Origin of the sequence: Bradyrhizobium sp. ISRA430 (assembly GCF_029909975.1) — a bacterium.
In the GTDB taxonomy this organism is placed as follows: domain Bacteria; phylum Pseudomonadota; class Alphaproteobacteria; order Rhizobiales; family Xanthobacteraceae; genus Bradyrhizobium.
Map to the genome: position 1 here is coordinate 1 of NZ_CP094516.1, position 24,391 is coordinate 24,391.

Consider the following 24,391-nt stretch of genomic DNA (forward strand, 5'->3'; position numbering starts at 1 on the left):
GTAACCAGCGGAAATTACAAGACAAAAGAGAGCGGCGGGGCTTCGGCCCCGCCGCTTTTTTGTTGCCGTCAGAGCCTTGCAGATCCGCATCTTGCGGCGGGGAAGGGCGCTAACCCGGCATTAACCCTATCCCTTAAGTCGCCGTTAACCATACTTTAAAGGACAGCCCCTAGAACTGGACCAAAGCCCGCTTTCCAGATCGGCGAGCCCGATTCGTATCCGGTTCAAAAGGAAGACCCGCCAATGTCCAACATCGTTCTCTCGGCGTCAGTTCGTCAGAACCTGTTGTCCCTGCAATCGACGGCCGACCTGCTGGCGACGACGCAGCAGCGCCTGGCAACCGGCAAGAAGGTCAATACGGCGCTGGACAACCCCACCAACTTCTTCACCGCGCAGGGGCTGGACAATCGGGCGAGCGACATCAGCAATCTGCTCGACGGCATCAACAACGGCGTGCAGGTGCTGCAGGCAGCCAACACCGGCATCACCTCGCTACAGAAGCTGATCGACAGCGCGAAGTCGATCGCCAACCAGGCGCTGCAGACGACCGTTGGCTACTCGACCAAGTCGAATATCTCGACCACGATCCCCGGTGCGACGCCGGCTGACCTGCGCGGCACCACGAGCTATACGAATGCGTCGGCGACCGGCAATGTCGTCACCAACGGTACCGCTGGTGGTACGACTCCGATCACCACCGCGACCACGCTGGGGGGCATTTCGCAGTCCCTGGTCGGCACGGCTGCCCCGGACGGTGCCGGCACTCCTGCCAGCCTTGCGACGGGCCTCACCCTGCTTGGTACGCCCAGCGCGAGCACCATCGCGGCGAACGGTGCGCCGTCGGACGGTGACGTGCTGGTCGTCGACGGCAAGACGATTACGTTCAGAGCTGGCGCCACGCCGACAGCGGCCGCCGTCCCCGCGGGCTCTGGCTTGAGCGGCAATATCGTCACTGACGGCAATGGCAACTCGACCGTTTACCTCGGGACAAACGCCAGCCCGACCGCCACCGTTCAGGATGTGATGAATGCGATCGACCTCGCGAGCGGCGTTCAGAAGGCAGCCATCTCGGCAGGTCTTGCCACCCTGTCGAACTCGTCGGGCACCAACGCCTCCATCGCCGGCGGTGCTCTCACCCTCACCACCGGCACGGGTGCCGACCTCAGCATCACCGGCAAGTCCGATTTCCTGAAGGCACTCGGCCTGACGACCGCGACCGGCTCCGGCAACGTCACTGTAACCAAGGCGCGTCTGACGACCTCGGCGACGCTGGGCACGCTTGTTCAGGACGGCTCCACGCTCAATGTCGATGGCAAGACGATCACGTTCAAGAACGCGGCCGTCCCCGCTGCCGCTCCGTCGGGCTCCGCCAAGGTCGGCAATATCGTGACGGACAGCAGCGGTAACTCCGTCGTCTACCTCCAGGGCGCGGACGTTCAGGATACGCTCAACGCAATCGACCTCGCGACCGGCGCTGGTACCATCAGCGCGGGGGCCGTGGTGGCCGCGAGCGGTTCGTCGCTTTCGTCGGTCGTCAATGGTGCTCTCAAGATCAGCACCGGCACCTCGGCGGATCTATCGATCACCGGAACGGGCAACGCGCTGTCCGCGTTTGGGCTGACCGGTTCGACCGGCACCGGCACCGCCTTCACCGCGAGTCGCTCGCCGGGGGCCGGCAGCATCTCAGGCAAGACCTTGACCTTCACCGCCTTCAACGGAGGCACGCCGGTCAACGTCACCTTCGGTGATGGAACCAACGGCACGGTCAAGACGCTTGATCAGCTCAACTCTCAGCTTCAGGCAAACCATCTGACGGCGACGATCGACGCCAATGGCGTGCTCACGATCACCACGGTCAACGAGTACGCCTCTTCAACGCTCGGCTCGTCGACTGCCGGCGGCGTGGTCGGCGGCACGATCACGGGCGTGGTCTCCTTCACCACCGCGCAACCGCCGATCCAGGATCCGGTCGCGCAGACGGCGCGTTCGAATCTGGTCAACCAGTTCAACAACATCCTGGCGCAGATCGACACGACGTCGCAGGACGCCTCCTTCAACGGCGTCAACCTGCTCAACGGCGATACGCTGAAGCTTATCTTCAACGAGACCGGCAGCTCCACGCTCAGCATCAACGGCGTGGTGTTCAACGCGGCGGGCCTGGGCCTCAGCAACCTCGTCAACGGCGTCGACTTCATCGACAACGGTGCCACCAACAGGGTGCTCGCGAGCCTCAACGCTGCTTCGAGCACGCTGCGGTCGGAAGGCTCCGCCCTCGGTTCGAACCTCTCGATCGTGCAGGTGCGCCAGGACTTCTCCAAGAACCTGATCAACGTGCTGCAGACCGGATCGTCCAACCTGACGCTCGCCGACACAAACGAGGAAGCGGCCAACAGCCAGGCGCTGTCGACCCGCCAGTCGATCGCGGTCTCCGCGCTGTCGCTCGCCAACCAGTCGCAGCAGAGCGTGCTGCAGCTCCTCCGCTAAGCGCGACGCTGACGACCGCAATGAAGAGAATGGCGGCGAGGCTGATGCCTCGCCGTTCTTTTGATTGAGATTCATAACGCTCGATTAGTCGAAATCGGCGCATGATGGACGCAAGCGTTTACAGTGCACGCACGCGCGTTTAGCCTTGAGGTGAGGAAGACTCCGCGACCCGTAATTGTCCGGAGCCCGTTCGCACTCTCACGTAAGCAAATCTTAAGCGGCGCTGCCTAGGGTTGGGAAAGAAATCCTTAAGTCTGTTCAACGGACCAGGAAACCTCCAAGGTGTGATTGATGTCGAATTCTGCTGCCTCGGCTTACGCGCGCGTTGCAACGACCACCGCATCTCCTCGCGACATTGAGGCGCAGACCCTGCTCAAGGCAGCGAACAAGCTGCAGGACGCCGTCAACAGCGCCGATCCGCTCAGCGAGCAGACCAAGCAGGCACTGCTGTTCAACCGCAAGCTCTGGACGATCTTCCTGAGCGAAGCGATGCGTGACACCAATCCGCAGCCGCTCGACGTCCGGCAGAAGATCGCCAACATCAGCGTGTTCGTGCTGAGCCAGACCGCTGCGCTGCAGATGAGCCCGCAGTTCGATCACTTCCGTCCGCTGATCGAGATCAACAGGAATATCGCCGCCGGTCTGTCCGGCCGGCCGTGATGGTCAACATCATGAGCATCCCGTCGACCGCCGTCATCGCAGGCCAAGCTCGATGCCCGAGCGTCAGGCGCTGAGATCGGTATTGAGCGGACGCGAGGGCTCGGACTTCAGATCCAGTGCATGGAAATAGGCGCGGCGGCGCAGCATCGCCTCGTCGGGAAACTGGTTGACCACCGCGTCGGTCTTGTCGTTGACGACCTGGAAGACAAAGGACGCCGCCGCCTGGTCGAACACGACCTGGCGCGAGATGTTCTCGTTATTTTGCAAATCATTGCGCACGGCCGCGCTGGTATCGCTCGCGGCCACCGTCTGGCTCACGGGCAAATCGGTCTGCACGGCGTCGTTCGCCGCCGCATTCGACGTCGTTACGATTGGCGCGGGGGCCGGTATCCCCACCGGCCTGATGCTGAAATCTGTACTCATGGCAGCCTCCTGGTTGCCTGGTCTGAGTCAAATCCCAACCCCTCTAATCGCGCAACCATGAAACATCAGGATTGAAGGTCGGGTTACGAAACGTGCCTAACCGCGCGGCGATATCGCCGCGCGGTTTTTCGTAAAATTGCAGGTAGCTTTCGCGTGCGCTCAGAGCGACCGGCTGACCGCGAGCGGCGTGATGTGGCGTGGGCCGGGAGCGGCGCGGCGTCCCGCCGCCGTATAGGTGTTCGGCACGTTGCGCTTCTGGATCTCGGCATTGACGCCGCGCACCACGCTCTCGCTCACCGCATGCGCGGTCGCGAGCACGGTGAGATTGACCTGGAGCATCGCGCGGAATGCATCATGATGGCGATGCAGCGTCGAGAGCAGCTCCGGCGCGGATTTCGCGAGCTGGGTCTGGTTCGCCTTGAGCTGGCTGACGGCCCCGACATAGCGTCGCGACAGCTCCCGCTTCTTGCTCTCGAATTCCATCGCTTCTCGTAGGCGGCCGGCCCGCACGAGCTCGGTCTCGCGCTCGACCAATCCGAGCAGCGCATTCATCGCGTCCATCAGATCCTCGGCGAGCTTGCGCGCCTCGGCATTGCCGGGTGTGGCGGCTGGGCGCGAAGCGGGCAGCGGCTGACGTGATGCGTTGAAGTGGTGGTTCATGTCGTTTGACCTTATGCCGTGCGGACGGTTTTCGCCTGCTGCAGGATGAGGGTGCGATAGACCTCGCTCGCCACGCCGACGCCGCCGGCATTGGCGAAATTCTTGGAATACTGCTCGGTCAGCATCGAGCGCCAGACGCCGGTGCCCGGCGTGTCGCCGAACGGACCTTCGCCCTTCAGGCCCGAGGTCATCTGCGAGAACATCGCGTTGAGGAACATGCCCTCGAAATCGGTCGCGGTCTTCTGCGCCTTGGCCTGCTGTTGCGGCGAGACCTTTTGCAGCGCGGCGGCGAGCTCGAAATCCGGGCGGCCGTTGCGGCTCTGTACGGCGAAGGCCGAGTTCACGACATGCGCGGTGTTGATCATGCCCGTCTGCATCACATCACCTCGATGTCGGCCTCGATCGCGCCCGCGGCCTTGATCGCCTGGAGGATGCTGATGAGGTCGCGCGGGCCGATGCCGAGGCCGTTGAGACCGTCGACGAGCTGCTGGAGCGATACGCCGTCCTTGACGACGGCAAACTTCTTGCCGTCCTCGGTGACCCCGACGCTGCTGCGCGGCGTGACCACGGTGCGGCCCCGCGACAGCGGGTTGGGCTGGCTGACCTGCGGGCTCTCGGAGATCGTGACGGTGAGGTTGCCCTGCGCGACCGCCACGGTGGCGACGCGGACGTCGCGGCCCATCACGATGATGCCGCTTCGCTCGTCGATGACGATCTTGGCGGCGAGGTCAGGATCGACCTGGAGCTGCTCGATCTCGGTGAGGAAGGCGACCACGTTGCCCTTGAACTCCGGCGGGATCGAAAGCTGCACCGTGGAGGGATCGAGCGGCTCAGCGGTCTTGACGCCGAGATAATCGTTGACCGCGGCCGCGATGCGCTTGGCAGTGGTGAAGTCGGCGTTGCGCAGCGCCAGACGCACGTTTGGCAGCCGATTGAGCGCGAACTCGATCTCACGCTCGATGATGGCGCCGTTGGCGATGCGGCCCACCGTCGGCACGCCGCGGACGATCTTTGCCGCTTCACCCTCCGCCTGGAAGCCGGAGATCGCGAGCGTGCCCTGCGCGACCGCGTAGACGTTGCCGTCGGCGCCGAGCAGGGGAGTGACGAGCAGGGTGCCGCCGCGCAGATCCTTGGCGTCACCGAGCGCGGAGACCGTGACGTCCATGCGCGTGCCTTGCGTAGCGAAGGCTGGCAGGTTGCCGGTTACCATCACGGCGGCGACGTTCCCGGTGCGGATGGTGGCGCCGCGGATGTTGACGCCCATGCGCTCGAGCATCGCCTGCAGCGACTGCTTGGTGAAGGGGATGTTGTTCAGCGTGTCGCCGGTGCCGTTGAGGCCGACGACGAGGCCGTAGCCGATGAGCTGGTTCTGCCGCACGCCTTCGATATTGGCGAGGTCCTTGATGCGCGAGGTCGCGGCCGCCGAGGTGACCGACAACGCCAGCGCCGACAGCGCGGCGCAGGCCACTCCCAGAATCCTCACCCAACGAACGCCTGGCATCCTCTGCTCCCCGAGGCTCCTCAAATCGAAGGACCGTCTGCGACACTCCCATGACGAGCTGGTCCGAACCTCTCCATGCGAGCGCTGTGCCAGATCGGGGCAGAGGGGGTAGGCGGTTGAATACGTTGAGTAAATCTGTTTAGACCGGCGTCAGCCGGCGTTCGCCGTGAGGCGCGAAACTGCCGCCTGTCGGCAGATTTTGCCGGGCTGTTTACGCACCATTAACCATAGTCCGGCGAAGCTGGGGCATCGATCACCCGGATTGCTTCGATGCGCATCTACGGACCGAACGGCACCACGCTTGAAACGCCGGCCAGCCAGGCTAGGCGGACCAGCTCCGGCACCTTCGTGCTGCCCGACACTTCGTCGGCGCAGGAGACGCGTTCCGCGTCCGCGCCGAAGGCCGCCGCCAACATCGATGCGCTGCTCGCGCTGCAAGGCATCGAGGAGGATCCGGTGGAGCGGCGCAAGCGCTCGGTCGCGCGCGGCAAGGCTGCGCTCGACGTGCTCGACGATCTCAAGATGGGCCTCCTGTCCGGCAACCTCAACGCCTCGACCGTGATGCGGCTGCGCGATGCGGCGGCAAACCTGAAGTCGTCCTCCGGCGATCCTGGCCTAGATGCTGTGCTCTCCGAGATCGAGCTGCGCGTCGAGGTCGAACTCGCCAAGGCGGGGCAGGGCTGAGCCGCCAATCTAGCTCGTAGTCGTCTTGAAATCTCTCTCAGCACGTCGTCGCCCGGTTTAACCGGGCGACCCAGTACTCCAGAGAGAGCGACGTATACGGAGAGGCCGCGGCGTACTGGATGCCCGGTCAAGCCGGGGCACGACAGCGGAGTTTTGGGCGGCTTTGCTTCGCTTGATCGTGCGCTCTACGCCGCCTCTTCCTTCTGCTGCGCGTCGTAGCGGCGCTGGGCGGCGAGCACATCCTTCAGATTCTGCTCGGCCCAATCGCGCAGCGGATCGACCGCCGCAGCCAGCGTTACGCCGAGCTGGGTGATCGAATATTCCACCGTCACCGGCACGGTTGCGATGGCGTGGCGCTTGATCAGTCCGTCGCGTTCCAGTGATTTGAGAACCTGGCTCAGCATCTTCTGCGAAATGCCTTCAATCGTGCGACGCAACTGATTGAAACGCATCGGTTCCTCGCGCAACAGCAGCAGGATCAGCACCGCCCATTTGTCGCCGACGCGATCGAGGATCTGGCGTGTCGGGCAGTTGGCTGCATAGACGTCGGGTTTCATCTCCGTTCCTCGCGCTCTGTTCCGCTTACGCTGCTGGGTTACCCTTGCGTAATCAGGTAAGCACAAAGTGCTCTCTTAACACCAGCATCCTTTGCGATATCTAGTTACTGCAAGTTACCACAGGAGCAAAGGAGCCTTCCATGAAAATTGCTGTCGCTGGTGCCTCGGGCCGGGCTGGATCGGAGATCACCAAGGAACTGTCCCGCCGCGGTCATAGCGTGACCGCCATTGCCCGAAACCCCGAAAAGATTGCCGCACTAGCGAACGTTACACCCACCAAGGGCGACGTGCTCGATCAGGCCGGCCTGACCAAGCTCTGGGCCGGGCACGACGTTGCGGTGAGTTCCGTGCACTTCCTGGCCAGCGATCCGCACAAGCTGGTCGGCGCGGCCAAGGCATCTGGCGTCGGTCGCTACCTCGTCGTCGGCGGTGCCGGCAGCCTTGAGGTCGCGCCCGGCGTGAAGCTGGTCACAACTCCCGGTTTTCCGGCGCAGTACAAGGCTGAGGCAGAGAAGGGTTCCGCTTTCCTGGATCTGTTGCGGCAGGAACAGGACCTGAACTGGACCTTTCTCTCGCCGTCGGCGCTGTTTATCGAGGGCGAACGGACGGCCAAGTTCCGGCTCGGGGGCGATCAGCTTCTCGCAGATGCGAACGGTAAAAGCTGGATCACCTTCGCCGACTACGCCATCGCGCTCGCCGATGAGATCGAGCGTCCGGCTCATCTGAAACAGCGTTTCACGGTCGGCTACTGAGCTCCGCGGCCGCCCCCGGGTTCTTCCGGATAAACGTTCCTGTGCAAGGGCTTGGGGGCGGTAACTGCGTGCTCAGGGAAATATTGTCTGTCACAGGAGGCCGCTATATAAGGCCCGGCTCAACGGACCCGTTTTGTTGCGAGTCGTTGCTTAAAAAGATAGGCCGCCCTTGGAAAAGTTGAAAAACTACCGACCGACCGAAAAAGAGCCTTTCATGAACGACCGGCAGAAGGAGTACTTCCGTTTGAAGCTCCTCGCCTGGAAGGATGAGATCCTCAAAGAGTCCAAGCTCACCCTGCAGGCCCTGCAGGAGGAGAACGTGAACCACCCCGATCTCGCCGATCGGGCTTCGTCCGAAACCGACCGTGCCATCGAACTCCGCGCCCGCGATCGCCAGCGCAAGTTGATCGCCAAGATCGACGCCGCGCTCCAGCGCATCGAGGACAACACCTACGGCTATTGCGAGGAAACCGGCGAGCCGATCTCATTGAAGCGGCTCGAGGCGCGGCCCATCGCGACGCTCTCGGTGGAGGCGCAGGAGCGCCACGAGAAACGCGAGAAGGTCTATCGCGACGAATGAAAGATGAGCCGCCGCGTGCGGCTCTTTCGTTTTTTGATGCAAGGGCGCAGCTTCGCGCCGCAAATCGCGTTTGCCTGCCGGTTGAAGCCAGGCGCATTACCGCTCGGTCGGGGAGCGCGAAAAATGAATCGCGATCAATGGGCTAGACTCAGCTCCTGCGAGCTCACGTGAGCTCACATGAGAAACAGCCTTCACATCAGGTGCGTTTCGCGAGTCGGGTCAATGTGTTCGGCTCGACCGTTGAGGCAGCGGCTCTGCGGCTTCACGTAGCACTGCAATCACGCCTCCAGCGCCACCTCTGAAACTGCGAGGCGCGCGCCTCCATAGAGCCTGGACCAGCTCAACAATTCCTTAAGCGCCGGCCGGACGCCTGCTTGTCAGGTCGGGGCGGGGATGCTGAACTGCGCCGCACAAACGCGTAGCGTGGGAGGCGGCGCCAATGGACAAAATTCTCGAAGCCGCAAAAGCGATCGCGGCTGCGCGCCGAAACCGTGCGCCACTTGCGGCATTGGACGTTCCCCTTGCCGACGAGGCCGAGGGCTATCAGGTCCAGCGCGTGCTGCACGATCTCCTGTTGAAGCAGGTGGGGCCGCTCGTCGGCTACAAGATCGGCTGCACCAGCCAGGTGATGCAAGACTATATCGGCATCCCGCATCCTTGCGGCGGCGGCGTGTTCCAGAAGGGCGTGCACGACAGCGGCGCGAAGCTTGCCGCATCCAACTATGTCCGCGTCGGTGTCGAATGCGAAATCGCGGTGCGGCTGAAGCGCGACCTTGCGCCCGGTGAAGCGCCGTTCACCGCCGAATGGGTCGGCGAGGCGGTCGAAGTCTACCACCCCGCGATCGAGATCGTCGACGACCGCTACGTGGAGTGGGAAACGATGGGGGCGCCGACGCTGATCGCGGACGATTTCTTCGCGGCCGGCTGCGTGCTCGGGCCGGCGGTGGAGCGCTCGTCCGTGCCGGACCTGACGGCGCTCAAAGGCCGCGCGATCCTCAACGGCGAGGAAATCAGCCAAGGCACCGGCGCCGACGTGCTCGGCCATCCCCACAACGCACTCGCCTGGCTCGCCAACCACCTCGCTGCCGAAGGCAAGGGGCTGCATGCCGGTCAGCTCGTGCTGACGGGAAGCCTGGTCAAGACGCTGTGGCTGAAAGCCGGCGACAAGGTGCGGATGGAGCTGGACGGGCTGGGCATGGTGGAGGCGGAGTTCACCTGAGCTCTCACCGTCGTCATTGCGAGGAGCTCTTGCGACGAAGCAATCCAGAGTCTGTCCGCGGCAAGATTCTGGATTGCTTCGCTGCGCTCGCAATGACGGCGTGTGGGGCAGCAGCGTCGGGCTACAATTGTGCGAGCCTCACTCGCTGCGCGCAGCCACCACTACAAAATACATGCGGCCCTCGCCAGGGGAGCTAGCGAGGGCCGCGTAGTACATCGTCGTTCGCGCCTAGGTTCGCGAACACGATGTGGGAGCTCTTACAGAAGTTAGAAGGGCAGCAGCACGTCCATGACTTGCTGGCCGTAGCGCGGCTGCTGCACGTCCGTGATCTGGCCGCGGCCGCCATAGGCGATGCGGGCCTGCGCGATCTTGCTGGAGTCGATGGTGTTGTCGCTCTGGATGTCCTCGGGGCGCACGATACCGGCGACAACCAGTTCGCGAATCTCGAAGTTGACCCGGATCTCCTGCTTGCCCTCGACCACGAGGTTGCCGTTCGGCAGCACCTGCGTCACGACCGCTGCGACGTTTGTCTGCAACGCTTCCTGGCGATTGACCGAGCCCTTGCCGTCAGCGGAGGACGTCGAGTCGGTGGTGAGAAGTCGGCCAGGCAGGATCTTCAGTGGCTGCGTGACCGTCTGGCTGCCGATGAAGTCGGTGATTCCTGAATCTTCCTTGGCAGTTCGGCTGCGCTGGGTCTCGTTGGCGATGTTGGCCTTGTCCGTGAAGTTCACCGTCACCGTCAGGAGATCGCCGACCTGGTGGGCGCGCTGGTCCTTGAAGAAGGCGCGGCTGCCGTTACGCCACAGCGAGTTCGGGTTGTAGGAGGCGACTTCCGGCTTCGGCATCGGCATCTGCACCGGCTTGTAGCCGGGCTGCGTCGTCGGGTTGTCGATCGCCGACAGTTTCGGCTGCTCGCCGATCTGCGACAGGCGGTCGATCGAGGAGCAGCCGCTTGCGAGGGCGCAGGTTGCCAGCAGCAGGCCGGAGATCGCGATGCGACGAAGACGGGCGGCGGAACTGAACGTGGACATGACTTACTCTGACTTGGCTGGAGCTGGCGAAATCTGGCTTTGGGCAAGGGCGACGGGCGCGGACCGGTCACGCGGTAGCGAGGAGGTCTGCTCGACTGCCGGCGGCATCGGTGCGGCCTGGCTTGCGCCCTGCACCGTGACCTGGCCGCGGCCGGTGACGATGCCAGTCAGCGTGCGCTTGGACTGCACGTTGAGGACGCTGACGGTGTCGCCTTCGGCGCCGCTCTCGATCGCCTTGCCGCGCGTGGTGAGATAGAGGCCGGGCACCTGGTAGATGATGGTGACGTTCTGGTCGCGCTGCACGAAGTCGGGCTTGACGATGTCGGCGACGCGGATCGGCGTGCCCGCCCGCATCGGCCGGCGGAGCTGCATGCCGATCGTGCGGTCGCGCAAGGCGGGCTCGCCGGTGACATCCGCCTTCGGCCGGCGCTCCAGCACGATGTCGGAGGATTTGAGCAGCTCGGCGCGGTCGATGTCTCGCGTGAGCACGGCGACCTCGACGGTCTCGATCGCGGTGCCGGTGAAGCGCAGCTTGGTCGGAGCCGGATTGTTGTCGTTGTTGATCTCGAAGGTCAGGTCGAAACGGCCGCTGCGCGCGTCGTAGCGGGTCGCGACCGGCTGCAGCGCGCCGGTGTTGGAGGCATCGAGCCGCAGCTCAGAAACGCCGCGGTCGAAGGTGACGGTGATGTTGGCGGCATCGCCGAGGCCAAAGCGGCGCTCCAGCGCCGAGGCGACCGCGTTCTCGAGGTCCTTGTTGGCGAAGGTGCGGGCGAGCCGCGTGACCGAGACCTCCTTGATCTCGCCGGTCATCACTCCAATCACCTGTTTTGCGCGCAGCACCGACAAGACCTGGGCGACCGGCAATGCGCCGGTGGTGCCGAGATCGGGCGAGCGGTACACCGGGATCATTGCGGTCGAGCCGGCATTGTCGATGAGGTCGCCGACCCGCACCACGTCGGCGGTGACGGTGACGCTCGCGCGCAGCGTCGGCGCGACGATCGCGTCGTCGGCGGCCCGCGCCGGCAACGCCAGCGCGGCGAGGACGGAGGCGGTGGCAAGCGTCATGCGGATCATCGTCATCACCTCAGCGGAACAGTGCCGTGGTCGATTGCATCATCTGGTCGGCGGCGCTGATCACCTTGGCGTTCATCTCGTAGGCGCGCTGGGCCGCGATCAGGTCGCTCATCTCCGAGACGACGTCGACATTGGCCTGCTCGAGGCTGCCTTGCGTGATGTTGCCGTAACCCTCGGCGGTCGCGGTGCCGTCCTGGGGCGGACCGGAGGAGGGGGTCTCGGTGAACTGGTTGCTGCCGACCGGCTGCAGGCCGGCCTTGTTGATGAAGCGGGTCAGGCCGATCTGGCCGAGAATGGTCGAACTCGACGAGCCCGGCAGCGTCACCGAGACCTGGCCCTGCACGTTGACGGTGAGGCCCGACGCGTTGTTCGGGATCGTGATCGTCGGCTGCACCGGGTTGCCCTGCGCGGTGACGATGCGGCCCTGATTGTCCATCTGGAAGGTGCCGTCGCGGGTGTACTGGTAGGTACCGTCGGGCATCAGGATCTTGAAAAAGCCTTCGCCCGAGATCGCGAGGTCGAGGTCGTTGCCGGTCTGCGACAGCGTGCCTTGCGTCATGCTGCGCGGCGTGCCGACGGTCTTGACGCCGCCGCCGATGTCGACGCCGACGGGCAGGATGGTGCCCTGGTCCGACGACTGTGCGCCGACGCGGCGGATGTGCTCGTAGATCAGGTCCTGGAACGCCGCCGTCTGCTTCTTGAAGCCGGTGGTGCGCAGGTTGGCGATGTTGTTGGAGATCACCTGAACGTTGAGTTCCTGTGCCGCCATTCCGGTCGCTGCGGTGTGAAGCGCCTGCATGTCAGTTCTCCCCTAATCAGGCCGGCACGTCGGCGAGCTTCTCGATCGCCGATTTGTGGAGGTCGCTCTGCTGCTGCAGCAGGTTGGCGATCGCGGTGTAGCTTCGCATCACCTCGACCATGCGGCCCATCTCGCCGACCGCGTTCACGTTCGACTTCTCGATGTAGCCCTGGCGTACGGCGGACTTGGTGTCGGCCTGCTGGGTGGCGCCGCCGGCGTCATAGAGGTTGGCGCCAAGCTTGGTCAGCTTCGTCGGGTCGTCGAATGACACCATGCGGATCTTGCCGCGGATCGAATCGGTGCGGGCCGTGCCCTCGAGCACAGTGATCGTTCCGTCGGGCGCGACGTTGATGTCATGGTCGGTCGGCTGGAAGGTGATCGGGCCGCTGGTGCCGAGCACGAGGTTGCCGTCAGACGTGACGAGCTGGCCGGTGCTGTTGAGCGAGAATTTGCCGTCGCGGGTGTAACGCTCGGCGCCATTGGCCTGCACGGCGAAATAGGCGTTGCCGTCCACCGCCATATCGAGCGGGTTGTTGGTCGGCTCCATCGGCCCCTGGGCGATGTCGCGGAAGGTGCCGCGATCCTGCACATAGGAGACGCGGCGGTCGGAGCTGAGGAAATTGTCCTCACGCGCGTTCGAGTTGAGATACTCCTCGAACAGCGAATGATCGGCCTTGAAGCCGTTGGTGTTGGCATTGGCGACGTTGTTGGCGATGACATCCATCTGCCGTTCCAACGTCATCTGCCGTGACAGGCCGATCAGAAGCGCGTTCTGCATCGGATAGATCTCCCCTGAGTGAAGCCCGCCTCGTCGCTCTCCCAAGCGCCTCGGTGGACCCCGTGAACGAGACCGTCGGGCTCTCCCAAACCATCGGGTCTCGGTCCTCTCTCAGCGAAAGCCGTGCCAACTTATAAAATTTTGCGATTACAATGGCTTGTAAGTTTTTCGGAGGCGCTAAGGGGCGGCAGAAAGGTTCTGTTGACCATGTTTACCCGGCAGATTTTTCCTAGCGCCGGGCCAATTGAAAGGTTCCGTTAACCATTATTACCGTAGCGTTTGCGTGTAAGAGGAGCGCGTTGCGCTGGGGCATTTGTATCGCGTCACTGTCTGCCAGGAGGCTTCGCTCTTTCGACCCTTTAAGAGATGAGCGGGCGCGGCGACCATGGCAGAGAATGAAGCGGAAGGCGGCGCAGCCGCCGAGGGCGCGGAAGCCGCTGCACCGAAGAACAAGCTCAAGCTGATCATCATGGCCGTCGGCTTGCTCGCCGTCCTCGGCGCCGGCGCTGCGAGCTGGTTCTTCTTCTTCCGCCATGGTGACGACGAGCATCATGCCGAGGCGGCGCCGCCGCCGAAGCCGCCGGCCTTTGTCGACGTCCCCGACATGATGGTCAATCTCGCCGGCGCTCCCGGTGAGCGCGTGCAATATCTGCGGCTGAAGATCGTGCTGGAGTTGAAGGAAGAGAAGCAGATCGAGGCGATCAAGCCGACGATGCCGCGCGTCACCGACATCTTCCAGACCTATGTCCGGGAATTGCGCCCCTCCGACCTCAACGGCTCGGCCGGTATCTTCCGCCTCAAGGAAGAGCTGACCAAGCGCGTCAATGCGGCGGTCGCGCCGATCCAGGTCAGCGCGGTGCTGTTCAAGGAAGTCGTGGTGCAGTGAGGCTGATGGGCTAGCGCCATGGCGGGCAACGATCCAGTCGACCAGGATGCCATAGCCGCCCAGTGGGAGGCCTCGCTTGATTCCGAGGATCCCGCGGAGGCCGCGAAGGCTGCTGCCGAGAACGAACTATCGGAAACCATGGCCCTGCAATGGGCGGCCATGGTCGAGGACGGCAGTCGCGATCTCGGCAACGGCAAGAACAGCGGCGAACGCGTGCTGTCGCAGGAGGAAATCGACAATCTCCTCGGCTTCACCGTCGGCGACGTTGCGCTCGACGACCATTCCGGCATCCGCGCAATCATCGATTCGGCGATGGTCTCCTACGAGCGCCTGCCGATGCTCGAAATCGTCTTCGATCGCCTGGTGCGGCTGTTGACGACAAGCTTGCGCAATTTCACTTCCGACAACGTCGAAGTCTCGCTCGACCGCATCACCTCGGTCCGCTTCGGCGACTATATGAACTCGATCCCGCTGCCTGCCGTGCTCTCGGTGTTCAAGGCCGAGGAGTGGGAAAATTTTGGAATGGCCACGGTCGATTCCAACCTGATCTATTCGATGATCGACGTGTTGCTCGGCGGCCGCCGTGGCACGAGCCAGCTCCGCATCGAGGGCCGTCCCTACACCACGATCGAGACCGAGCTGGTGAAACGGCTGGTTCAGGTGGTGCTGACCGACGCCGAGCAGGCGTTCCGGCCGCTGTCGCCGGTGACCTTCACCATCGACCGGCTGGAGACCAATCCGCGCTTTGCCGCGATCAGCCGGCCTGCGAATGCCGCGATCCTGGTGCGCCTGCGCATCGACATGGAAGATCGCGGCGGCAACATCGAGCTGTTGCTGCCCTACGCGACCATCGAGCCGATCCGGGGCGTCCTGCTCCAGATGTTCATGGGCGAAAAGTTCGGCCGCGACCCGGTCTGGGAAGGCCATTTCGCCACTGAGATCGTGCAGGCCGCGATCTCCGTCGATGCCGTGCTCTACGAGGCGGACATTCCGCTCAAGCAGCTCATGCGGCTGAAGGTCGGTGACACGCTGCCGCTCGAAATGCGCGCCGACGCCAACGTGACCGTGCGCTGCGGCAACGTCATGCTCACTGAGGGGCGGATGGGGCGGGTCGGCGACCGCGTCGCGATCCGCGTGACGAAACCCCTGCGCAAGCCAGGTACGACACTTGCGATGTTCGAGAAGGTGGACGAACAGAACAAGATGATGGAGGCCCCATGAACCACTCCCTGGGAATGGCGATCGAGACGCTGGTGGCTATCCTGCTGATGCTGACGATCGGCTACTGCATCCTGCTCAACAAGCGGCTGACGCGGCTGAAGGCGGACGAGCATTCGCTGAAGGCGGTGATCGCCGAGCTGATCACCGCGACGGAAATTGCCGAGCGCGCGATCGGCGGGCTGAAGCTCGCCGTGCGCGACGTCAACGAGAACCTCGGCAGCCAGCTCGCGGCCGCGACGCAGATGTCTGACCAACTCTACAAGCAGCTCGGCGAGGCCGACAACGTGGTGCGCCGCCTCTCCAAGATCGCGATCGCCGCGCGACCCGTCACCAATCCGGAGACGATCGCCGCGCCGGCAGCCAAGCCGTCATCGGCGAAGGCGGTGGCCGCGGCGGCCGAAGCGTTCTCCGAGCGCAGAAAGTCCAACGGTCTCGCCGCATAAAGTGAAGGTATGAAGTCCTTTCGTAACATCCGCGTCATTCCCGTCGTGCTGGTTGCGGTCGCAGGTCTCGCCATGCTGAAGGTGGCGGGCCTCGTGCTCAACGGCGGCTATGTGTTCGACTATCAGCCGAATCCGACCAGGAAATCCTGGGCTGAGGAGAATCTGAATTTCCCGACGGGGCGCGAGGACCCTGATATCACGGGCTCGACGCATGGGGCGCCGAAAGAGGCTCCCAAGCCCGCCGCGCCCGAGACCAAGCCGGAAGGTACTGCGGTCAAGCTGGAGGAGAACCAGGCACCGGTCTCGGCCTCGGAGCGCGCCATCCTCGAGCGCCTGCAGGCGCGCCGCCAGGAGATCGAGTCGCGCCAGCGCGAGATCGACATCCGCGAGAGCTTGCTGAAGTCGGCCGAGAAGCGAATCGAATCCAAGGTCGAGGAGATGAAGGCGGTGGAATCCCGCATCTCCGCGACTGCGGCCGAACAGAAGGCTGCCGAAGCCCAGCGCATGAAGGGCCTCGTCACCATGTATGAGGGCATGAAGCCGAAGGATGCCGCACGGGTGTTCGACCGGCTCGAGATGAGCGTGCTGATCGAGATCGCCTCGCAGATCGCGCCGCGAAAGATGTCGGACATCATGGGCCTGATGTCGCCCGAAGCCGCCGAGCGGCTGACGGTCGAAATGGCGCGCCGTGCCGGCGGCGGCGATCAATCCGCGTCCGCCGCCGATCTCCCCAAGATCGACGGCAAGCCGACGCAAAAGCCGAACTGACCCTGGCGCGTCTACTTCGCCCGCCGCGGCTGACCGCTCTGTGCGGCAAGCTTGGCAGTCGTCATGTTGAGCCACGTCTTGTTGGGCCAAGTCTCATTGGAGCAAGACTTGCTGGGTAGCGTCGTCTTCAATTGTTGCCTGACAACCGCCGCCTTCGTGACGCGGGTCACGAGATTGAGCGTGCTGTGGCAATCGGCACATTCATAGAGCTTCATGGCGTATCCGCGAGACACTGGAATGATGGCCACCAGTGCTCTCGCTCGACTGCACACGGTGCAGTTTGCTTCTCCGCGCATCGATCGACCCCGAACCTGACCAATCCGAATTTGCGTCGCGGCGACATCATCAATGCAGTCTGAGTCGCGCATCGTCCGCAACGGCTCGACGGTTGTATGGACGCGCGCGGCAACCTATCAAGCTTGCCGAGCGCGCAGCGTGCGCCGCGCAAGCTCAGGTGTGCAGCCGCTCGCGCTGCGGCTGCAGTGGATGCGAGCCTCATCTTGTAAGGATGCGATGAGTTGACGCGTGCAAGTGTGAACTGAAATACACTTGCCTTGGACGGATTGTCCTAGCTTGGGGTGTCCGCAATCAGCGTCGCGGGAGGGAGCAATGAATCCGTGCTCGTCCGCAGCGGAACGCGCGATCGAGGCCGTCAACCGTCTGCTTATCATTGCAATGACGTACGCCTGGACAGCCACGTTGAACCATCAGCACATAGTGCTGCCTTCGGACGAAGCCGACGGCAAGGTTTCTGCGCAGGAAAATTCCGCCGCGGCGGAATTCGTCCGCAGGCAGAATTAGTGGATGTTTCGCAGTTTTGCCGCAGTTTGCAATGCCCCCGCGATGCCGTGACGACCGGGCGGTCGCAATGCAGCGCCTGCGGCGGGACGACGGCAGAGTGTTAATAGACCTTTAAGCGCCTGTTCCGCGAATTCGGCGCGCGAACGCTAGAGTTCGCAAGCCAACCGCCGCGATTTCTTGCGCCAAGCCAGTTCGTCAAGACAGCATTAACAAGTCCTTAATTGGCAAAACCTACATTCGAAGGCACGGCCGGCACCAGTGCCGGCCAGGACCGTCGAACCCGGAAGAAATGCTGCCAATGGCGCAGAAGGCTGCCGCCGGATTTGTGTCGCGAGCCCGCGCGCTGGCACGAGCTCTGCTGCGTCATGCCCTTTTGGCTCCTGCGCTTGCGGCTTGCTTTCTGATTGGACTGAACCCGGCCGCCCGCGCTGTCGATTCGATCCGGGGCGAGGCGACCTTTTCAGCCGCGGGCGGCTTTGCCCGTCTGGTGATCAAGCTCGGCGAAGATATTCCCTCCGAGGTGTCGACCGCCGGCTCGATCCTCATCATCCGCTTCGACCGGCCGGTTGACGTTCCCGTCGACCGCGTCCCTGAAGGCGCACCGGACTACGTCAACTCCGCCCGCCGTGACCCCGATGGGGGAGCGATCCGGCTGTCGCTGGCGCGGCGCGTCACCGTCAACACCATGAATGCCGGCGAGCGCACCTTCATCGACCTCCTGCCGGAGGGCTGGAAAGGACCGCCGCCGCCTCTGCCGATGGACGTGGTCAAGGAACTGGCCGAGCGCGCGCGGGTCGCCGAGCGCGCGTTGCGGGCCCAGCGCGCTGCGGCCGAGACCAAGAAGCGTCCGCCGATCCGCGTGCGCGCATCGGTGCAGCCGACCTTCGTGCGCTTCGTGTTCGAGATGCCTGACGGTATCGGCGTCTCCTCCGTGCTCAACGAGCAGAAGCTCACGCTCGCCTTCAACGCCAACCTCAATTTCGACCTGGCCGATGCGGTCGTCGCCGCGCCGCCGAACGTCGCTTCGATCAAGCAGAAAGCCGACATCGACCAGACCACCGTCGACATCGCGCTGATCGGCGATGCCGACGTGCACTCGTTCCGCGACGAGAAGAACTACGTCGTCGACGTCGCCTTCCAGCCGGACAAGGGCAGGGCTGCCGCGACGGCCGAGGCGGTGATCGCACAGGCAAAGCCGGCCGGCGCGCATGGGCCGCATCCGGCCGCCGACAAGCCTGCGGCCGAGAAGTCGAAGGAGCCCCATCGCGAGATCACGCCGCCGACGTCGGAGGCGATCGCCCGCGATGCCAAAATCGAGATCAGGCCTGATGGCAAGCCGGAAGCCGTCGCCGACGCGGCGCCCGCCGAAGCGCGGAAGCCCGCGATGGAGGCGGCGGTCACGGAGGCGCCGCGCGCCGCGGAAGCGCCCAAGCCTCCTGCGTCTCCAACCGCCTTAGCTGCACCGGTCCTTCCGCCCAGGCCCGCGGAGCCCGCCGCCGCCGACTTGCCCAGGGAAGCGGAGAAAGAGGCTGCGAAGGAACCGAACAAGGAAGTGCCGAAGGCACCGGCCAAAGAAGCTAATAAAACTGCTCCCACAGAGGCGCCGGCGCCGCAGCCCGGTGCGGCGGCCAGCGTCGACGTACGCCGCGACAGCGACGGTCTTCGCGTGACGTTCCCGCTTCAGGTCGCAACGCCCGCAGCGGCGTTCCGTCGCGGCGACACCGTGTGGCTGGTGTTCGACTCATCGAAGCCGATCGACGTCGAGGCGATCCGCGCCAAGGGCGGCGCGATGATCGGCGAGGTCGGCCGCCTCCCGCTCGCCAAGGGACAGGCGGTCCGCATCCGTCTCACCCGTCCGCTGGTCTACTCGCTGACCAGCGAGGAGGTCGGCAAGGAGACGAACTGGCTGCTGACGCTCGCCGACAAGATTCAGGCAACGCCGCTGCCCCTGATGATCTCGCGCAACATCACCGATCCGGCGCTTGCCAACATCGCGATCCCCTTCGCCGCGCCCGGCTTGCTGCACAAGCTTACCGATCCCGATGCCGGTGACACGCTCTACGTCGTCACCGCGCAGCGGCCGGTCCGCGGCTTCATCAAGCGTCAGGATCTCGTCGATCTCTCGCTGCTGGAATCCGCGCACGGCATCGCCATCCGGCCGAATTCCGACGAGGTTGGCGTCGAGGTCGGGTCCGACAAGGTTATTTTGGGCAAGAAGGGCGGCCTGACGTTGTCGCCCGTCGACGTCTCGGTCGAGCGGGCGCCGACGGCGGTGCGGCCGATCTTCAGTCCGGAAGGCTGGCGCAGGGGCCAGTCCGAAAGCTTCATTACGCGTCAGAGCGACTTGATCACGGCGGTCTCGGCCGTCGAACCGGCGCAGCGCTCGCTGCCGCGGCTCGAGCTCGCGCAGTTCTACATGTCGCGCGGCATGTATCATGAGGCCAAGGCCATCACCGACGTCATGCTGAGCGATCCCCTGAACAAGGAGGAAAGCGGCGCGCTGATCATGCACGCGATCGCGAGCATCCTGATCGGCCGTCCGGCACAGGGCCTCAAGGATCTCGCCAATCCCGTGATCGGCAACAGCCACGATTCGCAACTCTGGAAGGCGCTCGCCTTCGCGCGCCAGGGCAAGTGGGCGGATGCTCGCGAGAAGTTCAAGAATGTCGAGTTCGCGATCGCCTCGCTGCCGCTCGACATCCAGCGCATCGTGACGATGGATGCCATGCGCGCCGCGCTCGAGGTGAAGGACTATGCCGGCGCCTCCAAGCGCCGCAGCGAGATCGAGGTGGTCGGCGTTCCGCCCGATGCGGCGCCCGGCTTCGCCGTGCTGCGCGGCCGGCTCGCCGAGGCGCTCGGCCACGACAAGGATGCGCTCGACGACTACAAATTTGCGGTCGCCTCGAATGACCGGCAGGCGGCGGCCGAGGCCAAGCAGCTCGAGATCGCGCTCAGGCAGAAGCGCGACGAGATCACCAAGGAAGACGCGCTGCGCGAGCTCGAGGTCCTGTCCATGACCTGGCGGGGTGACGCCATCGAGGTGAAGACGCTCCAGATGCTGGCGCAGATGTATGCCGAGATGGGGCGCTACCGCGATGCGCTCGCTGCGGCGCGGACCGCAACCAAGCTGCAGCCGAACGCCGAGGCCTCTCGGCAGGCGCAGGACCTCGCATCCGAACTGTTCACGCAGATATTCTTGGGGCCCAAGGGCGACGATTTACCGCCGATCGAGGCGCTTGGGATGTTCTACGAGTTCCGCGAGCTGACGCCGATCGGCCGGCGCGGCGATGAGCTGATCCGCCGCCTCGCGGACCGCCTTGTCTCGATCGATCTGCTCGATCAGGCCGCCGAACTCCTGCAATACCAGGTCGATCACCGCCTCGAAGGGGCGGCGCGCGCGCAGGTCGCCGCGCGCCTCGCCATGGTCTATCTCGCCAACCGCAAGCCGGACATGGCGATCTCGGCGCTGCGCGCCAGCCGTATCAGCGATCTCTCCGGCGAGCTGCGTCAGCAGCGCCTGCTGCTCGAAGCGCGCGCGCAGAGCGATGTCGGCCGCCATGATCTCGCGCTCGACATCGTCTCCAATGTGACCGGGCGCGAGGTGATCCGGCTGCGCTCGGACATCTTCTGGGCCGCGCGGCGCTGGCGCGAATCTGCCGAGCAGATCGAGCTTTACTACGGTGAGCGCTTTCGCGACTTCAAGCCGCTCAACGCGGTCGAGAAGAGCGACGTGATCCGCGCCGCGGTGGGCTATGCGCTCGCCGACGACTCGATCGGCCTTGCGCGCTTCCGCGAGAAATATGCGCCGTTGATGAGCGAGAGCGCCGATCGGGTCGCCTTCGACATCGCGAGCAAGCCCGCCGCGGCGTCCAGCGCCGAATTCGCCGAGATCGCCAAGCTCGCCGCCAGCGTCGACACGCTCGACGGCTTCCTGCGCGAGATGAAGCAGCGTTTCCCCGATGCCACCGCGCGCGCGCCGGCCGCGCCGCAGGCCAAAGACGAGACCGAGCACACCGGCTCGCTGCCGACGATCCCGGCCGTGCGGCAGATCAAGATGGCGCGGTAGGGTCCCTGCCACCTTCGGCCTCTCGACAGTCGGGCGCTCGATCATCCGCGAAAGCAATCGAGGTCCTTCCGTGGGCGACACTCTGGATGCTTCGTCGCAAGAGCTCCTCGCAGTGACGGTGGGGAGGGCTGGCGTCCCACGACGGTGCTTCGACGCGCGGCAGGAATTGCGCGAGGTACCGCCACATCCTCCGTCATTGCGAGCGAAGCGAAGCAATCCAGAGTCTTTCCAGCTGGATTGCTTCGCTGCGCTCGCAATGACGATGTGGAGCGAACCTCGCCATTTTCTCGCATTCATCGCTGTTGCTGCTCGTAATCATCTTCTGATTGTGGTATTATCGAAGCTCTCTCCAACCGAGCACGATCATGAAGCAGCCCTGCGTCTACATGTTCGCCAATCGCCGTAACGGGACGATCTACACCGGCGTCACGTCCAATCCGCCGCGTCGCGCGTTCGAGCATCGAGAGGGTCTGACGAAGGGCTTTTCATCGCGGTACGACTGCAAGCTGCTCGTTTGGTACGAGCTGCACGCGACCATGATCGACGCGATTGCGCGCGAAAAGCAGATCAAGGGTGGCAGCCGGGCGAAGAAGCTGGCGCTGATCGAGAGCCTCAATCCTGACTGGAAGGATTTGTACGACACGCTGATCTAGCAGTGACCGTCGATTGCTGACGTGGGGCGCGTTGTCGCCACACCTTCCGTCATTGCGAGCGAAGCGGAGCAATCCAGCATGCTTCCGCGGAAGCAGTCTGGATTGCTTCGTCGCAAGGGCTCCTCGCAATGACGGTGGAGAGGGCTGGCATCCCGTGATGGCGCTTCGACGCGCCGCGGGAATTGCGCGAAGCACCGTCACATCCTCGTCATTGCGAGCGAAGCGAAGCAATCCAGAATGTTTTCCGCGGAGGCACTCTGGATTGCTTCGTCGCAAGGGCTCCTCGCAACGACGGGGAGGGGGAGCCGAAGTTCGATACTTGGCGCGACGCGCGGCGGGATCTTGCGGTGGTTCGCTGCGCCCGCAGGACGGGCGGGATGGGCGCGCCTCTGTTCCCGTCACCCTCCGTAGCTCTGCACCAGGCTTCCGGCCACCAGTGACCAGCCGTCGACCAGCACGAAGAAGATCAGCTTGAACGGCAGCGAGATCGTCGCCGGCGGCAGCATCATCATGCCCATCGACATCAGCACGGAGGCGACGACGAGGTCGATGATCAGGAAGGGAAGGAACAGGAGGAAGCCGATCTCGAAGGCGCGTTTCAGTTCGGAGATCATGAAGGCGGGGACGAGAATGCGCAGCGCGAGCTCGTCGGGCGTGGCCGGCGGCGGCTCGCCGGAGAGGTCGAGGAAGAGTTTCAAATCCTTCTCGCGCACGTTCTTCTGCATGAAGCCGCGCAACGGGACGGAGGCGCGCTGGAGCGCGTCCTCGACGCCGATCTGGTTTGCGACGAGAGGGCGGATGCCCTCGTCGTAGGATTTTTGCAAGACGGGCCCCATCACGAAGAAGGTGAGGAACATCGCGAGCGCGATGATCACCGAGTTGGGCGGCGCGGTCGCCGTGCCCATCGCGGTGCGCAGCAATGACAGCACGACCACGATGCGCGTGAACGAGGTCATCATGATCAGGATCGACGGTGCGATCGAGAGCACCGTGAGCAGCGCGATGAGCTGGATCGCGCGCTCGGTGACGCCGCCGCCACCCTGACCGCCGAGATTGATGCTGATGTCCTGCGCATGCGCAAGGGACGCGAGCGACGCCGCGGCGATCAGAATAGAAAGGAAAAGAACTCTACGCGGGAGGGCCGGCAGGCTCACGAAGGGGGCTTCGGACGGCCGAGCAGCGAGGCCATCTCGTCTTCGAGATTTTCAAAGCTGGTCTTTTCGACGGTCGGCTTGGCGGGCGCGGCCGGTGGCGCCGGCGGCTCGCTGCGCGCCGCGCGCGGAGGAGGCGCTGCCGGCGGCTCGGGAGCCACCGGAGGCGCGACGGTCTCGCCGGCAGGGCGACGCAGGGCGGCTTCGAGCCGCTGAGCCATCTCGGCGAGATTCTGCTCGGCGCTCGACGGCACCGGAGCCGGCGGCGGCACAGGCGGAGCCTGCGGGACCGGCGGCGGCGGTGCCGCCGCGCGTTCGGCGCGCACCGGCGGCACCTTCGCCGGCTCGCTCTGGCGCGGCGGGCGCGGCATCATCGGCTCGCTGCGCGCAACGCGCGGCGGAACCGGTTCGGGACGCGGCTCGCGCTCCGGGCGCGGCGCGATTGGCTCGGGCGTGAAGCCGGCGAGCGGATCGTTGCGACGCTCGGCCAGCGCGGGCGCGGGCCGGCGCACCTCGTCCGCGAAAGAGGGACGTACGGGCCGCGGCGGCGGCTCCGGCATGTGCGGTTCGGGGAGATCGAGCAACTCGGGCCGCGGCACTTCGTCGGCCCAGCCGCTGGTCTCGGGCATCGGGGCAAGCCGGGGCGGTTCGGCGACGCTGGCGCGCTGCGGAAGCTGGTCGCGGCTTGGGGCGGCGCGCACGATGTTCGGCTCCACGACGATGTCGGTGGGACCGCCGATCATCAGGAGATGCTCGACGTTGTCGCGCCGGACCAGCACCAGGCGGCGGCGACCGTCGACCGCGGCCGCATCGATCACGGCAAGCCGGGGCATCCTGCCGCGCTGGGTGTTGGCGCCGAGCCGGCTGGTGGCGAATCGCCGAACCAGCCACGCGGCGACGCCGATCAACGCCAGAACGACGATGAACGCGACGATGAAGGTTATCGGGCTACCTTGCATACTTGTCCCCGGCAAATGGCGCTTTTCACGTGCCAGCCACGGTCAGAATCCACCGACCAGCGGCGTGCGAGCCCCAAAAACTGCGATCTCTTAACATCCCACGGCAAGCTTTGCCGTCCCCAACTCTTAATAACCCATGAATCGCCCGATCCAAAACGACTTCTTGGGCCCAGCGCAGGCCGCCAAGAGGTTGGGTTAATGCGGCTTTTGGGAGGCGTAGAATTACGGGGCGCAACGCATG

Annotated in this window: 25 protein-coding genes; 13 read left to right on the forward strand and 12 right to left on the reverse strand. The window is 64.5% G+C overall.

The window, feature by feature from the left end; translation table 11 throughout:
* Positions 1–243 precede the first annotated feature (243 nt).
* The gene (locus MTX21_RS00005; RefSeq protein WP_280969916.1) at positions 244–2,484 is read left to right on the forward strand and encodes a DUF1522 domain-containing protein; all 2,241 of its coding nucleotides are present in this window, start codon (positions 244–246) and stop codon (positions 2,482–2,484) included.
* Between the two features lie 291 nt (positions 2,485–2,775).
* Positions 2,776–3,144, forward strand: coding sequence for a flagellar biosynthesis regulator FlaF (gene flaF, locus MTX21_RS00010; protein ID WP_280969917.1), 369 nt, complete (start codon positions 2,776–2,778; stop codon positions 3,142–3,144).
* A gap of 63 nt (positions 3,145–3,207) precedes the next feature.
* On the opposite strand, the gene MTX21_RS00015 is transcribed toward flaF, so the two are convergent.
* The 4 genes from MTX21_RS00015 to MTX21_RS00030 form a co-directional block, all read right to left on the reverse strand.
* The gene (locus MTX21_RS00015; RefSeq protein WP_280969918.1) at positions 3,208–3,567 is read right to left on the reverse strand and encodes a hypothetical protein; all 360 of its coding nucleotides are present in this window, start codon (positions 3,565–3,567) and stop codon (positions 3,208–3,210) included.
* Between the two features lie 159 nt (positions 3,568–3,726).
* Positions 3,727–4,227, reverse strand: a complete 501-nt coding sequence (locus MTX21_RS00020; RefSeq protein WP_280969919.1) for a hypothetical protein — start codon at positions 4,225–4,227, stop codon at positions 3,727–3,729.
* 11 nt (positions 4,228–4,238) lie between these two features.
* On the reverse strand, positions 4,239–4,604 hold the full coding sequence (gene flgJ / locus MTX21_RS00025; protein ID WP_280969920.1) for a flagellar assembly peptidoglycan hydrolase FlgJ: 366 nt from the start codon (positions 4,602–4,604) through the stop codon (positions 4,239–4,241).
* Positions 4,604–5,728 carry a flagellar basal body P-ring protein FlgI gene (locus tag MTX21_RS00030; protein WP_280969921.1) on the reverse strand — a complete coding sequence of 375 codons (1,125 nt, stop codon included), beginning with the start codon at positions 5,726–5,728 and terminating at the stop codon, positions 4,604–4,606. Before MTX21_RS00030 ends, flgJ begins: the two co-directional genes overlap by 1 nt.
* 270 nt (positions 5,729–5,998) lie before the next feature.
* Here MTX21_RS00030 and MTX21_RS00035 point away from each other — a divergent pair, with 270 nt between their 5' ends.
* Positions 5,999–6,412, forward strand: coding sequence for a flagellar assembly protein FliX (locus tag MTX21_RS00035; RefSeq protein WP_280969922.1), 414 nt, complete (start codon positions 5,999–6,001; stop codon positions 6,410–6,412).
* Between the two features lie 185 nt (positions 6,413–6,597).
* On the opposite strand, the gene MTX21_RS00040 is transcribed toward MTX21_RS00035, so the two are convergent.
* Positions 6,598–6,969, reverse strand: coding sequence for a helix-turn-helix domain-containing protein (locus tag MTX21_RS00040; RefSeq protein ID WP_063697924.1), 372 nt, complete (start codon positions 6,967–6,969; stop codon positions 6,598–6,600).
* 140 nt (positions 6,970–7,109) lie between these two features.
* Between MTX21_RS00040 and MTX21_RS00045 the strand changes: the two genes are divergently transcribed.
* The 3 genes from MTX21_RS00045 (at position 7,110) to MTX21_RS00055 (ending at position 9,520) form a co-directional block, all read left to right on the forward strand.
* Positions 7,110–7,721 (forward strand): NAD(P)-dependent oxidoreductase, encoded by a 612-nt coding sequence (locus MTX21_RS00045; RefSeq protein ID WP_280969923.1) that lies wholly within the window; start codon positions 7,110–7,112, stop codon positions 7,719–7,721.
* A gap of 214 nt (positions 7,722–7,935) precedes the next feature.
* Complete coding sequence (dksA, locus tag MTX21_RS00050) at positions 7,936–8,301, forward strand: RNA polymerase-binding protein DksA (RefSeq protein WP_085966600.1); 366 nt, start codon at positions 7,936–7,938, stop codon at positions 8,299–8,301.
* Between the two features lie 439 nt (positions 8,302–8,740).
* The gene (locus MTX21_RS00055) at positions 8,741–9,520 is read left to right on the forward strand and encodes a fumarylacetoacetate hydrolase family protein (RefSeq protein ID WP_280969924.1); all 780 of its coding nucleotides are present in this window, start codon (positions 8,741–8,743) and stop codon (positions 9,518–9,520) included.
* Between the two features lie 266 nt (positions 9,521–9,786).
* Here MTX21_RS00055 and flgH read toward each other — a convergent pair whose 3' ends face one another.
* The 4 genes from flgH to flgF are packed head-to-tail and all read right to left on the reverse strand — an operon-like array spanning position 9,787 to position 13,202.
* Positions 9,787–10,551 carry a flagellar basal body L-ring protein FlgH gene (gene flgH / locus MTX21_RS00060; protein WP_280969925.1) on the reverse strand — a complete coding sequence of 255 codons (765 nt, stop codon included), beginning with the start codon at positions 10,549–10,551 and terminating at the stop codon, positions 9,787–9,789.
* A 3-nt stretch (positions 10,552–10,554) separates the two neighbouring features.
* Entirely contained in the window at positions 10,555–11,625 is a 1,071-nt protein-coding gene (gene flgA / locus MTX21_RS00065) for a flagellar basal body P-ring formation chaperone FlgA (protein ID WP_280969926.1), read from the reverse strand.
* Positions 11,626–11,635: 10 nt separating this feature from the next.
* A complete protein-coding gene (gene flgG, locus MTX21_RS00070) occupies positions 11,636–12,424 on the reverse strand; it encodes a flagellar basal-body rod protein FlgG (RefSeq protein WP_279376780.1) in 789 nt (262 codons plus the stop codon).
* A 16-nt stretch (positions 12,425–12,440) separates the two neighbouring features.
* Entirely contained in the window at positions 12,441–13,202 is a 762-nt protein-coding gene (gene flgF, locus MTX21_RS00075) for a flagellar basal-body rod protein FlgF (protein WP_280969927.1), read from the reverse strand.
* Between the two features lie 385 nt (positions 13,203–13,587).
* Between flgF and fliL the strand changes: the two genes are divergently transcribed.
* The 4 genes from fliL to MTX21_RS00095 are packed head-to-tail and all read left to right on the forward strand — an operon-like array spanning position 13,588 to position 16,520.
* Entirely contained in the window at positions 13,588–14,088 is a 501-nt protein-coding gene (gene fliL, locus MTX21_RS00080) for a flagellar basal body-associated protein FliL (protein ID WP_280969928.1), read from the forward strand.
* 18 nt (positions 14,089–14,106) lie between these two features.
* The gene (fliM, locus tag MTX21_RS00085; protein ID WP_280969929.1) at positions 14,107–15,309 is read left to right on the forward strand and encodes a flagellar motor switch protein FliM; all 1,203 of its coding nucleotides are present in this window, start codon (positions 14,107–14,109) and stop codon (positions 15,307–15,309) included.
* Complete coding sequence (locus MTX21_RS00090) at positions 15,306–15,752, forward strand: DUF6468 domain-containing protein (protein WP_279376784.1); 447 nt, start codon at positions 15,306–15,308, stop codon at positions 15,750–15,752. The genes fliM and MTX21_RS00090 overlap by 4 nt, the downstream gene beginning before the upstream one ends.
* Positions 15,753–15,761: 9 nt before the next feature.
* Entirely contained in the window at positions 15,762–16,520 is a 759-nt protein-coding gene (locus MTX21_RS00095) for a flagellar protein FlbB (protein ID WP_280969930.1), read from the forward strand.
* Between the two features lie 11 nt (positions 16,521–16,531).
* On the opposite strand, the gene MTX21_RS00100 is transcribed toward MTX21_RS00095, so the two are convergent.
* The gene (locus tag MTX21_RS00100; RefSeq protein WP_280969931.1) at positions 16,532–16,735 is read right to left on the reverse strand and encodes a hypothetical protein; all 204 of its coding nucleotides are present in this window, start codon (positions 16,733–16,735) and stop codon (positions 16,532–16,534) included.
* Between the two features lie 394 nt (positions 16,736–17,129).
* Here MTX21_RS00100 and MTX21_RS00105 point away from each other — a divergent pair, with 394 nt between their 5' ends.
* The 3 genes from MTX21_RS00105 (at position 17,130) to MTX21_RS00115 (ending at position 22,040) form a co-directional block, all read left to right on the forward strand.
* Positions 17,130–17,321, forward strand: coding sequence for a hypothetical protein (locus MTX21_RS00105; RefSeq protein WP_280969932.1), 192 nt, complete (start codon positions 17,130–17,132; stop codon positions 17,319–17,321).
* A gap of 298 nt (positions 17,322–17,619) precedes the next feature.
* Positions 17,620–21,387: a tetratricopeptide repeat protein gene (locus tag MTX21_RS00110; RefSeq protein ID WP_280969933.1), complete on the forward strand. Its 3,768-nt coding sequence runs from the start codon at positions 17,620–17,622 to the stop codon at positions 21,385–21,387.
* 365 nt (positions 21,388–21,752) lie between these two features.
* A complete protein-coding gene (locus MTX21_RS00115; protein WP_280969934.1) occupies positions 21,753–22,040 on the forward strand; it encodes a GIY-YIG nuclease family protein in 288 nt (95 codons plus the stop codon).
* A gap of 398 nt (positions 22,041–22,438) precedes the next feature.
* Here MTX21_RS00115 and fliP read toward each other — a convergent pair whose 3' ends face one another.
* On the reverse strand, positions 22,439–23,194 hold the full coding sequence (gene fliP, locus MTX21_RS00120) for a flagellar type III secretion system pore protein FliP (protein ID WP_280969935.1): 756 nt from the start codon (positions 23,192–23,194) through the stop codon (positions 22,439–22,441).
* Entirely contained in the window at positions 23,191–24,150 is a 960-nt protein-coding gene (locus tag MTX21_RS00125) for a flagellar biosynthetic protein FliO (RefSeq protein ID WP_280969936.1), read from the reverse strand. Before MTX21_RS00125 ends, fliP begins: the two co-directional genes overlap by 4 nt.
* Between the last annotated feature and the right edge of the window lie 241 nt (positions 24,151–24,391).

Bases quoted from the DNA above. Each gene is read 5' to 3' on its own strand.
- flgJ (WP_280969920.1), bottom strand. From the start codon at position 4,604: ATGCAGACGGGCATGATCAACACCGCGCATGTCGTGAACTCGGCCTTC.
- MTX21_RS00035 (WP_280969922.1), top strand. From the start codon at position 5,999: ATGCGCATCTACGGACCGAACGGCACCACGCTTGAAACGCCGGCCAGC.
- flgH (WP_280969925.1), bottom strand. From the start codon at position 10,551: ATGTCCACGTTCAGTTCCGCCGCCCGTCTTCGTCGCATCGCGATCTCC.
- flgF (WP_280969927.1), bottom strand. From the start codon at position 13,202: ATGCAGAACGCGCTTCTGATCGGCCTGTCACGGCAGATGACGTTGGAA.
- MTX21_RS00115 (WP_280969934.1), top strand. From the start codon at position 21,753: ATGAAGCAGCCCTGCGTCTACATGTTCGCCAATCGCCGTAACGGGACG.
- fliM (WP_280969929.1), top strand. From the start codon at position 14,107: ATGGCGGGCAACGATCCAGTCGACCAGGATGCCATAGCCGCCCAGTGG.
- MTX21_RS00100 (WP_280969931.1), bottom strand. From the start codon at position 16,735: ATGAAGCTCTATGAATGTGCCGATTGCCACAGCACGCTCAATCTCGTG.
- MTX21_RS00020 (WP_280969919.1), bottom strand. From the start codon at position 4,227: ATGAACCACCACTTCAACGCATCACGTCAGCCGCTGCCCGCTTCGCGC.
- MTX21_RS00045 (WP_280969923.1), top strand. From the start codon at position 7,110: ATGAAAATTGCTGTCGCTGGTGCCTCGGGCCGGGCTGGATCGGAGATC.
- MTX21_RS00095 (WP_280969930.1), top strand. From the start codon at position 15,762: ATGAAGTCCTTTCGTAACATCCGCGTCATTCCCGTCGTGCTGGTTGCG.
- fliL (WP_280969928.1), top strand. From the start codon at position 13,588: ATGGCAGAGAATGAAGCGGAAGGCGGCGCAGCCGCCGAGGGCGCGGAA.
- MTX21_RS00005 (WP_280969916.1), top strand. From the start codon at position 244: ATGTCCAACATCGTTCTCTCGGCGTCAGTTCGTCAGAACCTGTTGTCC.
- dksA (WP_085966600.1), top strand. From the start codon at position 7,936: ATGAACGACCGGCAGAAGGAGTACTTCCGTTTGAAGCTCCTCGCCTGG.
- flaF (WP_280969917.1), top strand. From the start codon at position 2,776: ATGTCGAATTCTGCTGCCTCGGCTTACGCGCGCGTTGCAACGACCACC.
- flgA (WP_280969926.1), bottom strand. From the start codon at position 11,625: ATGATCCGCATGACGCTTGCCACCGCCTCCGTCCTCGCCGCGCTGGCG.
- MTX21_RS00125 (WP_280969936.1), bottom strand. From the start codon at position 24,150: ATGCAAGGTAGCCCGATAACCTTCATCGTCGCGTTCATCGTCGTTCTG.
- MTX21_RS00105 (WP_280969932.1), top strand. From the start codon at position 17,130: ATGAATCCGTGCTCGTCCGCAGCGGAACGCGCGATCGAGGCCGTCAAC.
- MTX21_RS00110 (WP_280969933.1), top strand. From the start codon at position 17,620: ATGGCGCAGAAGGCTGCCGCCGGATTTGTGTCGCGAGCCCGCGCGCTG.
- MTX21_RS00030 (WP_280969921.1), bottom strand. From the start codon at position 5,728: ATGCCAGGCGTTCGTTGGGTGAGGATTCTGGGAGTGGCCTGCGCCGCG.
- flgG (WP_279376780.1), bottom strand. From the start codon at position 12,424: ATGCAGGCGCTTCACACCGCAGCGACCGGAATGGCGGCACAGGAACTC.
- MTX21_RS00040 (WP_063697924.1), bottom strand. From the start codon at position 6,969: ATGAAACCCGACGTCTATGCAGCCAACTGCCCGACACGCCAGATCCTC.
- MTX21_RS00055 (WP_280969924.1), top strand. From the start codon at position 8,741: ATGGACAAAATTCTCGAAGCCGCAAAAGCGATCGCGGCTGCGCGCCGA.
- MTX21_RS00090 (WP_279376784.1), top strand. From the start codon at position 15,306: ATGAACCACTCCCTGGGAATGGCGATCGAGACGCTGGTGGCTATCCTG.
- MTX21_RS00015 (WP_280969918.1), bottom strand. From the start codon at position 3,567: ATGAGTACAGATTTCAGCATCAGGCCGGTGGGGATACCGGCCCCCGCG.